At 43.3% G+C, this 14,311-nt stretch carries 10 protein-coding genes; 6 read left to right on the forward strand and 4 right to left on the reverse strand.

Features of this window, described 5'->3' with window-relative positions; translation table 11 throughout:
* Positions 1-361: 361 nt before the first annotated feature.
* Positions 362-2,767 carry a bacteriohemerythrin gene (locus tag WHS38_08750; protein ID MEJ5301061.1) on the forward strand — a complete coding sequence of 802 codons (2,406 nt, stop codon included), beginning with the start codon at positions 362-364 and terminating at the stop codon, positions 2,765-2,767.
* A gap of 662 nt (positions 2,768-3,429) precedes the next feature.
* Here WHS38_08750 and WHS38_08755 read toward each other — a convergent pair.
* The 4 genes from WHS38_08755 to WHS38_08770 form a co-directional block, all read right to left on the reverse strand.
* Entirely contained in the window at positions 3,430-3,984 is a 555-nt protein-coding gene (locus tag WHS38_08755) for a Slp family lipoprotein (GenBank protein MEJ5301062.1), read from the reverse strand.
* A gap of 86 nt (positions 3,985-4,070) precedes the next feature.
* The gene (locus WHS38_08760; GenBank protein ID MEJ5301063.1) at positions 4,071-5,360 is read right to left on the reverse strand and encodes a nitrate/sulfonate/bicarbonate ABC transporter ATP-binding protein; all 1,290 of its coding nucleotides are present in this window, start codon (positions 5,358-5,360) and stop codon (positions 4,071-4,073) included.
* Positions 5,361-5,363: 3 nt separating this feature from the next.
* Positions 5,364-7,076 (reverse strand): ABC transporter permease subunit, encoded by a 1,713-nt coding sequence (locus WHS38_08765; GenBank protein ID MEJ5301064.1) that lies wholly within the window; start codon positions 7,074-7,076, stop codon positions 5,364-5,366.
* Between the two features lie 283 nt (positions 7,077-7,359).
* On the reverse strand, positions 7,360-7,686 hold the full coding sequence (locus WHS38_08770; protein MEJ5301065.1) for a multidrug efflux SMR transporter: 327 nt from the start codon (positions 7,684-7,686) through the stop codon (positions 7,360-7,362).
* Positions 7,687-8,194: 508 nt separating this feature from the next.
* On the opposite strand from WHS38_08770, the gene WHS38_08775 reads away from it, so the two are divergent.
* From WHS38_08775 to WHS38_08795, 5 genes are all read left to right on the forward strand, one after another.
* The gene (locus WHS38_08775) at positions 8,195-8,773 is read left to right on the forward strand and encodes a hypothetical protein (GenBank protein MEJ5301066.1); all 579 of its coding nucleotides are present in this window, start codon (positions 8,195-8,197) and stop codon (positions 8,771-8,773) included.
* A gap of 101 nt (positions 8,774-8,874) precedes the next feature.
* Entirely contained in the window at positions 8,875-10,836 is a 1,962-nt protein-coding gene (locus WHS38_08780; GenBank protein MEJ5301067.1) for an acetoacetate--CoA ligase, read from the forward strand.
* A 184-nt stretch (positions 10,837-11,020) separates the two neighbouring features.
* Positions 11,021-11,920 (forward strand): zinc transporter ZupT, encoded by a 900-nt coding sequence (gene zupT / locus WHS38_08785; protein MEJ5301068.1) that lies wholly within the window; start codon positions 11,021-11,023, stop codon positions 11,918-11,920.
* An 82-nt stretch (positions 11,921-12,002) separates the two neighbouring features.
* Positions 12,003-12,845 carry a rhodanese-like domain-containing protein gene (locus WHS38_08790; protein MEJ5301069.1) on the forward strand — a complete coding sequence of 281 codons (843 nt, stop codon included), beginning with the start codon at positions 12,003-12,005 and terminating at the stop codon, positions 12,843-12,845.
* A gap of 229 nt (positions 12,846-13,074) precedes the next feature.
* A complete protein-coding gene (locus tag WHS38_08795) occupies positions 13,075-13,863 on the forward strand; it encodes a hypothetical protein (GenBank protein ID MEJ5301070.1) in 789 nt (262 codons plus the stop codon).
* Positions 13,864-14,311: the final 448 nt, after the last annotated feature.

Below are 14,311 nucleotides of genomic sequence, written 5' to 3' on the forward strand. Positions count from 1 at the left end.
TGCGCTTCCCTTCGCTCGCTGTGATCAACTCACGGGAGGACTTTCACCTCCAGGAGCACGCCCATGCCGGGCGCACCAATTGTAGGGGTGACGCATGCGTCGCCCCGCATTTATTTCGGTGAATCATATATTGCATCGTCTTTTAACTGCCAAAATCTGGAAAGGTCTTACTTGTTGAGCTCCATACCTGCCTTTTCTATGCTTTTCCACCCCATATAGGAAACTTTCGAATATCCTCAAGTTTTATTTGAATCAGAATGATAAAATTGATATAAATTGCTATTGGTAATTAATTTAGATTCACTACTATCAGCACTAAAAAGTTGTAAATTCCCTAACATTACAGAAAAAGGAGGGTCCTATGAGGCTCAGTTCCAAAGTTATGGGAGGATTCGGAATTGCCGCTATTATCGCTATCTTCGTAGGAGTTGTAGGATGGATTGGGTTGCAAAGACTTATTGGAAACATCAGCGTCTTAAACGGTCAAGTTATCCCATCCATATCTGCCATAGAAGACGTAGGATCAACTTTGAGATCTCTCCAGATTGCCGTAAGAACCATTATGAACCCGCTGCTGTCTAAAGAAGACAGAGCAAGTCAGTTTGCAAATGTGGAAGAAGCTAAAAAGATTCTTTCCGAAGATTTGAAAAAACTCGAAGCCGTGCCAAATAAGACATCTACCAGAATAGATTTAGAAAAACAGCTCACTGCCAAGTTAAACGATTACATATCTACGGTAGATCGGTTCTTTCAAATGGCAAAAGATATAGAAGCCTCTGGAATTACAAATCCGATGGAATTGCTTGAAAGAATTGACCATTTTCGCCTTCTCCATTACCAAACCATGCTTAAAGTGAGCAATCTTCTTACACTAAAAGAAGAATTTGAAGGGGGAGAAGACGCTTCTCAATGTGAATTCGGCAAGTGGCTGGCTTCTTTCAAAACAGACAACGAGCGTATTTCAAAGTTGATAGAGCAGATAATTCCCGTTCACGAGGAATTCCACAAAGCAGTTAAAAAGATTAAAGATGCAGCAAAAAACGGAGATTTGGAAACTGCTAACATGGTCTATAGAACACAGCTTAATCAAACATCGAAAGTCATGTCCGAATATTTCGACAAGCTGGAAGAAATGCCAGCTCAGAGCGAACAGATTTATGAAGAGATGGCCAGATACCGCAAGGAAGTTTTATTAGTAAAACAAGGAGAAGTTTTTGACATTCTCTCAAAAATTACGAAAACTATCAAAGAAGAGGAAGCCACCGCCGTTAACAACTCAAAATCTGCTGTCAGGTCATCCAGAATGCTTCTTATAGCAGGGGTATTAATCGGCGCTATTCTAGCTATGTTAATAGGGAGTTATATTGTCATATCAACCACTAGAGTGCTCAGGCGAATTGCGGAAGGTCTTTCTGATGGAGCCAGTCAGGTAGCAGCGGCTTCGGCTCAGGTTTCTTCCGCCAGCCAGACCCTTGCAGAATCTACATCTCAGCAGGCGGCGGCAATAGAAGAAACATCATCGGCTCTGGAAGAGATGGCTTCCATGACTCGCCAGAATGCAGACAACGCTTCAGAAGCTGAAAGGCTTATGAAAGAAACTCAAGAGATAGTTTCCAATGCCAATGATTCTATGGATAATCTTGCTGCATCTATGGAGGAAATAAACCGAGCAAGCGAAGAAACATCGAAAATCATTAAGACCATTGATGAGATCGCCTTTCAGACTAACTTATTAGCCTTGAATGCCGCTGTGGAGGCTGCCAGAGCAGGTGAAGCTGGAGCTGGCTTTGCAGTGGTAGCCGATGAAGTGAGATCACTGGCTCTGAGAGCGGCTGAAGCGGCAAAAAACACGGCAGCATTAATCGAAGCCACAGTTACAAAAGCTAAAGCCGGCATGAGCGCAACGGAACAGACAAAAGCGGTTTTTGCAAAGGTGGTTTACAGCACAGAAAAAGTGTCCGAACTGCTTGGGGAAATTGCAGCGGCATCTCAGGAACAAAGAGATGGTATCGATCAAGTAAATAGAGCCGTATCAGAGATGGATAAATCTATTCAGGCTAATGCAGCAAATGCTGAGGAATCGGCTGCGGCAGCGGAGGAACTGAATGCTCAGTCAGAGCAGTTGCGCTCTTACGTGGGGGAACTTCTAGCTATAGTAGGAGGAAGAGACTCTGAAGTAGCTGAAGTTTCAAAGCTATCGACGGATAGACAGACACAAAAAACCATTAAAGAAGTTACGACGCTGCCAAAACCTGCAGGCGTTGTTAAAAAACTTGTGGCTCCAACGTCAAAGGCTGCGGCTCCTAAAAAAGCCACAGCAGTTCCAGCAGGAAAGGCAGTAAAGGTAAAACCTATCATGTTATGGTCGCCTGAATATGCTGTGGGAGTTCCTGAAATTGACGATCAACACCAAAGGCTTTTCAAGATGGTAAACGATCTCAACGAAGCCATGGCTACCGGGCGCGGAAAAGACGCACTGGATAGAATCCTTGCAGGGCTTGTAGACTACGCAGCCAGACATTTCAAGACAGAAGAATACTACATGGAAAAAGCAAACTATCCCGAACTTGAAAGCCATAGAGAATCTCACAGACGCCTGACAGATAAAGTTCATGAGATGGTTGATAGATATAAAACGGGCGAAACTGGTATTGGTATAGAACTTCTAAACTTCCTGACCGACTGGCTTAAGAAACATATCCTTGGAACGGATAAGAAATATGCTCCTTACCTGGCTGGGATGGATCTCAGGAGCGATATGTTCTAATAATAGTCTAAAACATACCGAGAAGTCAGAAATTATCGCCATAATGCAGGGGCACGTCACAACAGGCCCCTACAATTTAATGCACCCGGCATGGGTGTGCTTCCTGGATTTAAAAATCCTCCCGTGAGTTGATCACAGCGAGCGAAGGGAAGTGCAACTGCACGAGGGTGACCGAGTGTGGGGAGGAAGCGTGGAACGAAACTGCGAGCCGATGGACAAGAACCGGACTCCTCCCCAGCCCTCCCCGTCAACGGGGATGGAGTTTGTAGCAGGGCGAGCGGGCTGAAGTCTGCAAAGCTCTCGTGATCAAGGGAAGTGGCGTAAATTAGACGGTTGTGCAGTAGGGGCGCACGGCCGTGCGCCCCTACATGCGCCTGAAAGGGTGACGTCGGTCAAACTGACTGCGCCCCTATCCCAATGGTTTCTGCCAATCTGTTTTGTTTATCGTTCATCTCGGCAACTTTTCTTATGGCCACAGGGAATCGTGGAATTTCCAATGCATCGGTCGCCGAGGACGGGGACTCTCCCAATATTCTACCGCCGTCTTCGGCCAAACTGACCGCACATATCCCAATTTTACTATGACATAACTGCTTTCTAAAGAATCACAAAACAGTATCTATGCAGTAAAGCCATTCTAAAATGAACTCTTCTTTTTTACCTTACCAGCAACAATGACGATGCCATCTGAACCAGTAGGAAGTGTGGAAGCATACAACATCGTTACAGGATTCATACCAGGGGGAATACACAATTCTTTCATCTTCCCAGAGATGAACCTTTTCGGCTCTTATCATTGGCACAGAATGCTTGGTCTCCCCAATGGTTATCATCTCAAGGCCTTGAATACGTCCAGCAACAGTAACCAATCGTTCTTCCCGATAAATAGCAGGATCCAAGAAACCGGGATAAAGGGCTACGAAACGTCCTTCCGATTGATCACCCACCTTGGGTCTGGCGTCATAGGAAAGTGGAAACTGAAGAATCTCAAAATAGGTTCCATCCTGCCTGTTGGAAACTCTAACGATCTTTCCTCCCCATATGACCATTTCCCCCTTGTAGCGAGAAGGGTTCATCTTCGCCTGGGTTAGACTTACTGGTTCTTTAATCTGAGCCGCATACTGGTTAAAGATAGAGGGAGCGCAGGCGGCAAGAGCTAATAAAGTCACCATCGCCCAAATAAATTTAATTCCTTCTAGCCACTTCGTTCTTTTCATTCCCAAATCTCCTTAGAATTTTAGTATATTTTTCCATCGTTGACTTATTTCTGCAGCTAAGCAGAAGCAAGTCCTACGATGAAATTCTAAGGTTGAGTTTCCGGTTCTTCAAGGTAAAGCTCACCAGAATCGTAATCATAGGTAAAGAGTTCTGCGTAGCGCCCCCAATCGATAGCTGTTTCTAGCTGGTTCCATGCTTCTTCCGGGGTGAAATGATTTTTAAGAATATCGATAAAGAAATCTTCGGAAACTCTGTGTTTGGACATCGTTGTTAGAACCTGCATTATTTGCTTGATGAGCTGAATGTTTTCTAGCACAGCGTCCCGGAATATTTCCTTCTTCTTGAGAGCGTCGGCTTCAGCCCATTCCTTCCCTTTTTCTGTGAGTATAAAGTCACCTTCGCGAATCTCTCCAAAATTTAAAAACACTGCTGCTTCTATAAGGGGGAAAATATCGTCAACTTCCATGGTAAGTTCTGAACTCAAGGCATAAACATCCACCTGTCCACCCTTGTCGTGAACTAGCTCTACCAACCCTGCAACGGCTCCAACTTTGGCATGGGGAATGAACTGGTATCTTCCAGCCTCCAGTAAAAACGGCACTTCTTCAGCCGGCTTGGTTATCACGGTATAAATTTTATCAAGTATAAACTTAAAGTCTCTCGATGTTCGATCTCTCGGGTATGGCAACTGAATGGGGATTTCCGCCCTTATTTTACCGGGGTTGTGGCTCAATACTACCGCTCTAGAAGCCATATTTACGGCCTCTTCAATGTTGTGAGTAACCAGCACGATCGCTTTAGCCGGGAGCTTGCCGTCCCGCCACAGATCTATCAGGTCATTTCTGAGGTTATCAGCCGTTAACACATCCAGGGCTGAAAAGGGTTCATCCATAAGGAGCACTTCTGGTTCTACCACAAGGGCTCTTGCTATTCCTACACGCTGTCGCATTCCACCACTTAGTTCTCGAGGATAGGCATCCTCAAAACCGTCAAGTCCCACTAAATCTATGGCTTGAAGAGCCCTTCTTCGGATTTCTTCTTTAGGAAGTCCGCTTTTAATAAGCCCTATTTCAACGTTTTCAAGCACGGTAAACCACGGAAAAAGAGCAAAGCTCTGGAACACAACGGCTATCTTGGCATCAGATTCTTTCAGGGGTTTGCCCCGGTATAGCACTTCACCTTCGGTGGGATCCACTAATCTTGCAAGTATTCTCAGCAGAGTAGATTTACCGGCTCCAGATTGACCCAAAATGGCTACAAAGCTTCCGGTGTAAATCTTTAGGTCAATACCTTCAAGCACTACTACCTCACGACCTTTACCAATCAGAAAAGACTTTTTAATATTCTTTGCTTCCAGTATGACTTCCCTTTCCATTAGCTACTCCAGCACATACTTGGTTTTGGCGATGTAAAACAATCGTTTCCACACCAACCTGTTTATTCCTACTACTATAGCGGCCATTACACAGGTGGAAACAAAAAGAAGCCCGAAATCCCCGGAGGCGCTGGACTGACTTATCAGTGCTCCAAGCCCTTTAGTTTTCATTATATCTCCACCAAAGGAAACATATTCACTCACAATCGTTGCATTCCATGCTCCACCTGAAGCAGTAATAAGTCCCGTGACCAGGTAAGGAAAAATGCTTGGAAGAATGAGCACTCGCCACTTTTTCCATCCGGTAACATTGTAGGCTCTGGCTATCTCAATAAGATCTTTGGGAATGGCTGAAGCGCCCGCAATAATATTAAATAAGAGATACCACTGAGTGCCTAAAAGCATCAAAAAGATCGCTCCTATGTCCAGTCCACCTCCAAGTTTTATAAGGAAAAGAATGATAACGGGGAACAGGGCTGTTGCAGGAACACTTGCGGCTATTTGAACAATACCCTGAAGCACATTGGCAGCTCTTGGATTCATCCCTATATAAACACCTGCAGGAAGAGTCCATAAAAGAGCGATAAGGATCGCTGTAGAAGTTCTGGCAAAAGAATAACAGGCTGCCTCGGCAATCATTATTGCATCCTTAAAATTTACTGATGAAACCAGATCTTTGACCTTCGTAATTGCCCAGATAAGAATCAAGCCGATGGCCAGGAGTTCTAAAATTCCAGTCAGTTTACCGATCCATTGAAAAATCTTGCCAAAACGTGGTGATGGTAACCTGTAACTTGATTTTTCAATCCAATCAATGCCATCGCTTAACCAACCCCCGATTTTCCTCAAAACCACGGAAGTGTTAATAAAATCCAGAACAACTGACTCACGCTCTTCCTCTGGGGGTATAGTGTCCATTCTAAATCTCTGTGACCATACAATTAGAGGTCTCCAGATAAGCACATCTAAAACGACTATCATGGCGATCATAGCACCCAGACCGTAAAGCACACACTGTATGTTTCCCTGAGAAGCTGCCATCTGTATATAGGAGCCTATACCAGGAAGGCGGAAATCTCTATCTTCCAAAACAAACATCTCGCAAGCCATAAGAAAAAACCATCCACCAGAAACGGACATCATGCTGTTCCAGATCAGTCCTATAGCGCTTGCGGGAAGGTCAACACGAAGAAATTTAGAAAAACGGTTAAATCCGAAAACTACAGTCACTTCCCGAAATTCTCGAGGAATGGTGTTTATGGAATGGTAATAGCTAAAGGTCATGTTCCAGACCTGTCCGGTAAAAATCAAAACAATAGATGCTATTTCTATTCCGATTCTCTGTCCGGGAAAAAGATTTATCATTGCAAGCACTACAGCAGGAAGGAAAGAAAGAACAGGGATGGACTGAAGAATATCCAGCATGGGTATCATGAGCCGTTCATGCATCTTGCTTCGGGAAGCAGTGTAGCCATACCAGATAGAAAACACCAAAGACAGAGAATAAGCTAAAATCATTCTGACGAGGGATTGAACTGCGTAAGATGGTATGTTTCCTGGATCCAGGTTAATCTGAAGGGATCTCTCTACTGGATAGCTCCACTCGGAGGCGATATACACCACCAGCCCGAGAATTCCACAAAAGAATAAAAAAACAACCACATCAATAAATCTTATTCTGAAAGATTCAAAGGGTATAGTAACAGGAATCTTCACTTGGCTCCCCCCTATCGCACTCGCAATTCCAAAACACTTGAAATGCGAAAATGCTTTCTAAAATCAAACTCGTTAAGCGATGCACATTAGCATCTTGAGAGTTGAAAGACAAAAAACTTTTTAGGGTTTACAGTCAGCAAACCTTTAGCTGACCCATCAACATTATAATCTACCAGAAACTCTCCGTAATGCTGGAGTTTAAAACCCCAAGAAAATGAAGTAGCTTCCCTTTTGCCCAGAAAACCCTTAACTTCAAAGAACACTTCCTGGACCCAGTCTGGGGTTATTCCCTTGCTCCAGCCAGGTTAAGCCCCACAATCCCTATGATAATAAGGATTATGCTCACAATCTTCAGGACGGTTACCGCCTCGCGGAAGAAGAAAATGCCAATCAGGGTTATTAGAGCTGTCCCCAGACCTGACCAAATCGCATAGGCGACACTTACATCAATCTCCTTCAGCGCCAGGGTAACTCCCACAAAGGATGCCGCATAAAAAACAAACAACATAATTGATGGGACCAACCTGGAAAACCCTTCAGAAAGTTTCATTGAAGTGGTGCCGGCAACCTCGAAAATTATCGCCACAATAAGAAATATCCACGCCTTCATTAAAACCTCCCATAGATATTACAGCAACAGGCGTAATGAACAAACACGAACACAATGATATTGCTATTCCCTAAATCAAATTTTGTCCATTAAAGACTTTTGTCAACCTTCCGGGGAGGGTGTTCTAAAAAGTGGGTGATATGTTCGTAGCGCCGGCCATTATCAAAGGGGGAGGAGGAAGTTCTGGCCGTCTGTAGGGGCAGGTCTTGTGCCTGCCCTATTATGGGGCAACCACAAGGGGTTGCCCCTACAATGATGCCTCGAATGACGAAATTCAGCTTGGAAAATCTTCCTAGACTCAGGTGGCTAAAAAACAACTTCAATATATGATTCACCGCATAACTGTGGGACGACACATGGGTTGCCCCCACAATTTATTACGGAGTTTTTAAAACACCCTCACCTTCCAGAGATGGTATCCGAAAATTCAACCTAACCGCACCGTTGCAATAAAGTTAAATCTATCCTAAACAAACCAGAAAACCTTTGTTACAGGGGGTGACAAAAAATGATTCTCTCATCAAAAAGCATCCCCAGCATGGTTATTGAAGAACCAACCGTCATCCGGCAACCTCTAAACAGTAGCGAATGGCAGAAAATCAAGGAAACATTAGCCTTTCATTTCAAAAACGTTGATTCCTTCTCCAGAAGAATGCTCACCAGTTCAGCGATTGCGATAGAGGAACAACTGAAAAAACTCGACGAACTGATGGATTTGCTGTGTATCCACACCTGTCCGTCCTGTGCCGACATTTGTTGTCACGCAAAAAATGTTTTTTACAATGAGGTGGACCTGTTTTTCCTTACAATCCATGGATCTTTTTACCCACCTCATCAGACTCGCTCATCACCGGAACAAAAACTTTGTTCCTATTGGGAACCGCATCGCGGTTGCACCATCCCCAGGCTTTTTCGCCCTTACATCTGTACCTGGTTTATATGTGACAATCAGGTTAAAATCATGGAAAATATGCTAACCATCCGAGAACACCGAGAGGTCATCTCAAGTTATACAATCATCCGCCACCATCGATTAATTCTAGCTTCCTTTTTACCTCCTTTAGAGATAGCTTCAAAAAATATTTGACAAACTGAAACTTTAGGGCTGTTATGATAAAACAAAAGTCGAGAAAGTAGGGGATGTGTAATAGTCAGAACGGGAAAACTAGAGCTGGGAGGAAAAGGAAGATGAAGAAACCGTTATGGGTGCCATCAGAAGAGAAAATTGCTCAGGCAAACATCACTGCTTACATGAAATTTCTGAGCCAAAAATACGCAAAACAGTCCTTTAAGACCTACAAGGAACTCTACGAATGGTCAGTTAACAATATACCCGATTTTTGGGCGAGTGTCTGGGAATTCTGTGGGATCGTCTTCAGCAAACCCTACGACGAAGTGGTGGATGATCCTTTCAAAATGCCGGGAGCCAAATGGTTTAGTGGAGCTCGACTGAATTTTGCAGAAAACCTTTTGAGATACCGTGACGATCAGACAGCCATAGTATTTGTTGGTGAAACTCAACAAAGAAAAACCATAACATACCGTGAACTCTACAAGCTGGTGGGAAAAATATCCCGTGCTCTAAGAAATATGGGTGTTAAGCCGGGGGATCGAGTTGTAGCTTACATGCCAAACATGATTGAAACGGTGGCATTTATGCTTGGAGCCACCAGTGTTGGAGCGATCTGGTCGTCCTGTGCATCGGATATGGGACCTGAAGCTGTTTATGATCGTTTCGGTCAGGTAGAACCCAAGGTTCTTCTAACGGTTGACGGCTATTTCTACAAAGGCAAACAATTCGATACCTTCTCAAACGCTCTAAAGCTTGCCAGCAAAATGCCATCTCTAGAAAAGGTTGTTGTTGTGTCCTACGCAGGAAATCAAATAGATCTCTCACAGATGCCCAAAGCAGTAAGGTTTGAAGAATTTATCGGTGCAGAAGATGTGGATCCCGTATTTGAGCAACTTCCTTTTGATCATCCTGTTTACATCATGTTTTCTTCCGGAACCACAGGAAAGCCAAAGTGTATGGTTCAGAGCGCAGGTGGAGTGCTGATAAATCATCTAAAAGAGTTGATCATCCATTCTGATCTCAAACGAGAAGACAAAATATTTTATATCACAACCTGTAGCTGGATGATGTGGAACTGGCTTGTAAGCTCGCTCGCTGTGGGATCAACAATGGTGCTTTATGACGGCAATCCACTCTATCCAGACGCCTATGCTATGTGGCAGATGGCTGAACGCGAGAAAATAACCATATTCGGACTAAGCGCAAGCTATGTTAATGCACTTAGAAAAGAAGGCATAAGCCCTGGCAAGAAATGTGATCTTTCCGCTCTAAAACAAATTTCTCAGACTGGCTCTCCTCTATCAGCGGATGGTTTTGAATATGTTTACTCAGACATCAAGAAAGATCTTCATTTTAATTCCATTTCCGGTGGCACCGACATAAATGGTTGTTTTGCCATCGGAAGCCCCATTCAGCATGTTTATGCCGGTGAACTTCAGGGACCTGCTCTGGGAATGAGAGTAAAGGCTTATGACGAGAATGGGAATCATATATGGGATCGAGAAGGAGAACTGGTCTGTGAAGCTGCCGCTCCATCAATGCCGCTCTATTTCTGGAACGATCCTGATGGATCCAAATATCGAGGTGCCTACTTTGAGTTCTTCCCCGGAAAAAACGTATGGCGTCACGGCGATTATGTAATTTTCCACTCTGACACCGGTGGTATTACATTTTTAGGGCGATCCGACTCAGTTTTGAAGCCTTCGGGAGTCCGCATTGGAACCGCGGAAATCTACAATCAGGTGGAAAATATCCCTGAAGTTGCGGACAGCCTGGCTATAGGCCAAAACTGGCAGGGCGATCAGCGTATAATACTTTTTGTCAAAATGAAGGAAGGTTATAAGCTAACGGACGAAGTCAAAGAAAAGATAAAAACTGTTCTTCGCAAAAACGCCTCTCCGAGACATGTTCCAGCAAAAATTATTGAAGTGCCCGACATTCCATACACAAGGAACATGAAAAAGGTCGAAAGCGCTGTAACGAATCTAATTCATGGTCGCCCTGTAACTAACGTGGAAGCTCTTGTCAATCCGGAATGCCTGGAATTCTTCAAGAATTTGCCAGAACTTGAAAGTTAGAAAATTACTGGCTAAGGAGCAATAGGGGTGGACATTTCCTGTTCACCCCGATTTTTTTAGATCAGATTTATAGTGAAGATTTTGAAGAACTTTGTATAAAAAACAAGTTGCTTAGCTTTATAAGTTAGTTACATAAACAAGTGAGCTTTGGTATTCATCAAGGAGGGAAAAGACTTATCGCAGTATGAATAACGCGTGGATTGCATTCGGCCTGACAGCCTTTGCGGGCATGGCAACGTCAATCGGCAGTATCATAGCCTTCACTTCCAAAAAACCAAATTACCGGTTTCTCTCAATAGCAACAGGATTCTCAGCAGGTGCAATGATTTATGTTTCATTTGTGGAGATACTTTTCAAAAGTGCAAAATACTTATCAGAACGTTACGGAGATTACACAGGTAACTGGATCAATGTAGCTTCCTTCTTTGGTGGGATATTGCTGATTGGTCTCATCGACAATTTTGTTCCGTCCGCAGAAAATCCTCATGAAACCCACTCGGAAGCAGAAACTCAGTTGTCCCAAAATAAGTCCATCTCGGTAGTGGATCTTGAGTCATCAAAAGCTACGCCTGTGCTACATTGCGGATCCCAAGACCATGGTGTTAATCACCATAAGTTTATGCGTATAGGCTTTTTCGTAGCGCTAGCCATAGGAATTCACAACTTTCCGGAAGGATTCGCCACTTTCCTGGCTGCCTTAGAAAGCCCCAGCTTGGGTGTGCCAATTGCTATAGCAATCGCTCTTCATAACATCCCTGAGGGAATCAGCGTATCTGTCCCTATTCTACACGCCACCAGGAGTCGCATGAAAGCTTTAATATACTCCGCACTCAGTGGAATGTCTGAACCTATCGGAGCTGTTATTGGATACCTTGCGATTCGTTTCTACTTTGGAAGCGAAACTGTGGTGATCCCGTCGGAGATCATGGGCATCCTTTTTGGTGGTGTGGCAGGAATTATGGTGTATATAAGTTTGGATGAACTTATTCCGATAAGCAAAGCTTACGGAAAGGGTCACGATAGTATTTACGGAATAGTGGCTGGCATGCTGGTAATGGCCTTGAGTCTATCCCTAATGAAATGATCACATTAGCCAACAAAAAGAACTTGAGGTAAACTGCTAACATCGTGAGAGCACACAAAGCAACAACAAAGGGGGATAAACCATGACAGGTTCTAAGGCTGGCACAGCCATAGAAACCATGTTTATAGACGAACTGGAAGACTACCGGGCCAATCGCAAAGAAAAAGATTACGAACTAATAGATGTTAGAGAACCCGAAGAATATCTCGCCGGTCATATTCCAGGGGCAAGGTTAATGCCACTAAGTCGTTTTGAAGAACTTTTAGGGTCATTGGAGTCGGACAAAGACCTTCTTCTGTATTGCGGTAGCGGAAAAAGATCTATGATTGCCGCTTTAATGATAGCCGAAAGCGACCTGAAACCGGCTCGAACAATAAACTTACAAGGAGGCTACTCAGCCTGGGATGGTAAAGAATTGACCGGTTTCCCCAAAATAAACCTTTTTGCTGATAAGACATCTCTTCATGAAATATTGCAGGAAGCTATAAATTTAGAAAAAGGGGCTTTTCGTTTTTACACTCTATCCGCGGCTCAAGAATCTGCCTGGGCAGACACAGCCAAGAAATTGATTAACTGGGAACGCCACCACGCTCAAACCGTTTACCATATTCTGGAATCCTTATCCCCAAAAAAACCTCTGCTGCCCCCCTTTGAAGAACTTTTTGAAACCTTACCAGGTAATATTCTGGAAGGAGGAGAACCCCTGGAAGAAGCTATTAATAAATTGAAAGCTCTTCCCATCTCTTCCTGCTATGCCTTTGCTGAACTGGCTCTGGATATAGAATACCACGCCTATGACCTGTATAAAAATGCTTCAACATTAGCAAAGGATGCTAGGACTTCGGAAATTCTCAAAGAACTCGCAGACCAGGAAAAAAGTCATATTCTCTTCATAGCTAAAGTGTTCGCCTCGTGCAGGACCTGAAATAGTAATAAGGAAAGACATTGATCAACTGCAACAAGGAAAGACTTACGGAATCCCAGATAGAACTGTCAGAAGCCCAAAGAAAACTTAAAAAGGTCGAAGAACTCAATCTAAAATAAAGCGAACCAGCGAAAGCCTAGAAAAAAACTGATTTTATAATAGAATAACACTCTCATAGCTGGGAAATAACTGAGCACAGAGTCCAGAAACAAACAGAGGTATAAAAAGCATGATGAACTTGCCACAAGTTAACAAAGCAAGCCATATTACTGCCCTGCTGCTTTTAATTTTAAAAGGATTTCTCCTGCCGGTATCATCTTCGGCATCATCAAAACTGATTGATGATCTAATACGGGACCAGCGTAATTTTTATTCCGTAGATAGATTGTTCCGAATTGGAGTAGCCTTTGGCATAGGAGCCACAATGGCAAATTCAACCTTTGACGAAAAGGTTCAAAATTATTACCAGGATCATATTAGAAATAGTGGCAGCGATGCCTTTTCAAAAGGTGTGAGAATCTTTGGAGATGGAAAATACCTTGTGCCTATCTCCTTCGCATTGGCGAGCATATCTTTTATTCAGGAAGACTCTCTAATCGGCGATTTTGGTTACAAGATTTTTAGATCATACATTGCGGGTGGTTTGCCTCTACTGGCAACCCAGCGCCTTACCGGTGCAGGAAGACCTGGGGAGCATGATCACGGATCTAAATGGCGTCCTTTAGATGACGGCAACGGTGTAAGTAGCCATGCTTTCATTGGGGCTGTTCCCTTTCTTGTGGCAGCCAGGATGAACGATAATTCCTTTATAAAATACGCATTATACGCTATTTCCCTAGCCCCGGCATTCTCAAGGATCAACGATAATGCCCACTATTTTTCCCAAGCCGCTTTAGGATGGTATATAGCCTATGAGTCAACAGGAGCCGTATTTGATACAGAAAAAAATAAAAGCATTTCTATTGTTCCTATGATTGGCCAAAATACTTATGGTGTAACTTTTTTAGTTCCTTGGTAGAAATTTTTATTTTCTCAACACACATACAATACCCCCTCCTATGTAGATTTTTTGTTTTCCTAGAGAGCCCTACTTTATTTATCTAAAAAAATAAGCTTTTTAACGATTTTTCCACAAAACACATTCGATTTTTAATTTGCCTTGCACATCGTATTAGTTAAAACATTATTGCATTATAAACCTTTTCTAATAAAAGAATAACTTAGCAAATTTTAATTGAACTCTTATTAGGAGGAAAAATAAGGCAGGATGTATGATCCTTTTAGCAATCACGAAATGTCAGGCGAAGCAAGAGAAAGCTCACTCCATCAGCAACAGGTGATAACTAGGCTAAAAGGACTTTGAAATCATGCAGAAATACTTAGTTAACTTTATAACCTCTCTCATAACCTCTATCGCTGGAGAACGATTTTAGGTAAAAAATCATTTGCCTTTCTAACTGAAAATA

The organism is Thermodesulforhabdaceae bacterium (assembly GCA_037482015.1).
GTDB lineage: Bacteria > Desulfobacterota > Syntrophobacteria > Syntrophobacterales > Thermodesulforhabdaceae > JAOACS01.

Bases quoted from the DNA above. Each gene is read 5' to 3' on its own strand.
- WHS38_08750 (MEJ5301061.1), top strand. From the start codon at position 362: ATGAGGCTCAGTTCCAAAGTTATGGGAGGATTCGGAATTGCCGCTATT.
- WHS38_08755 (MEJ5301062.1), bottom strand. From the start codon at position 3,984: ATGAAAAGAACGAAGTGGCTAGAAGGAATTAAATTTATTTGGGCGATG.
- WHS38_08760 (MEJ5301063.1), bottom strand. From the start codon at position 5,360: ATGGAAAGGGAAGTCATACTGGAAGCAAAGAATATTAAAAAGTCTTTT.
- WHS38_08770 (MEJ5301065.1), bottom strand. From the start codon at position 7,686: ATGAAGGCGTGGATATTTCTTATTGTGGCGATAATTTTCGAGGTTGCC.
- WHS38_08775 (MEJ5301066.1), top strand. From the start codon at position 8,195: ATGATTCTCTCATCAAAAAGCATCCCCAGCATGGTTATTGAAGAACCA.
- WHS38_08780 (MEJ5301067.1), top strand. From the start codon at position 8,875: ATGAAGAAACCGTTATGGGTGCCATCAGAAGAGAAAATTGCTCAGGCA.
- zupT (MEJ5301068.1), top strand. From the start codon at position 11,021: ATGAATAACGCGTGGATTGCATTCGGCCTGACAGCCTTTGCGGGCATG.
- WHS38_08790 (MEJ5301069.1), top strand. From the start codon at position 12,003: ATGACAGGTTCTAAGGCTGGCACAGCCATAGAAACCATGTTTATAGAC.
- WHS38_08795 (MEJ5301070.1), top strand. From the start codon at position 13,075: ATGATGAACTTGCCACAAGTTAACAAAGCAAGCCATATTACTGCCCTG.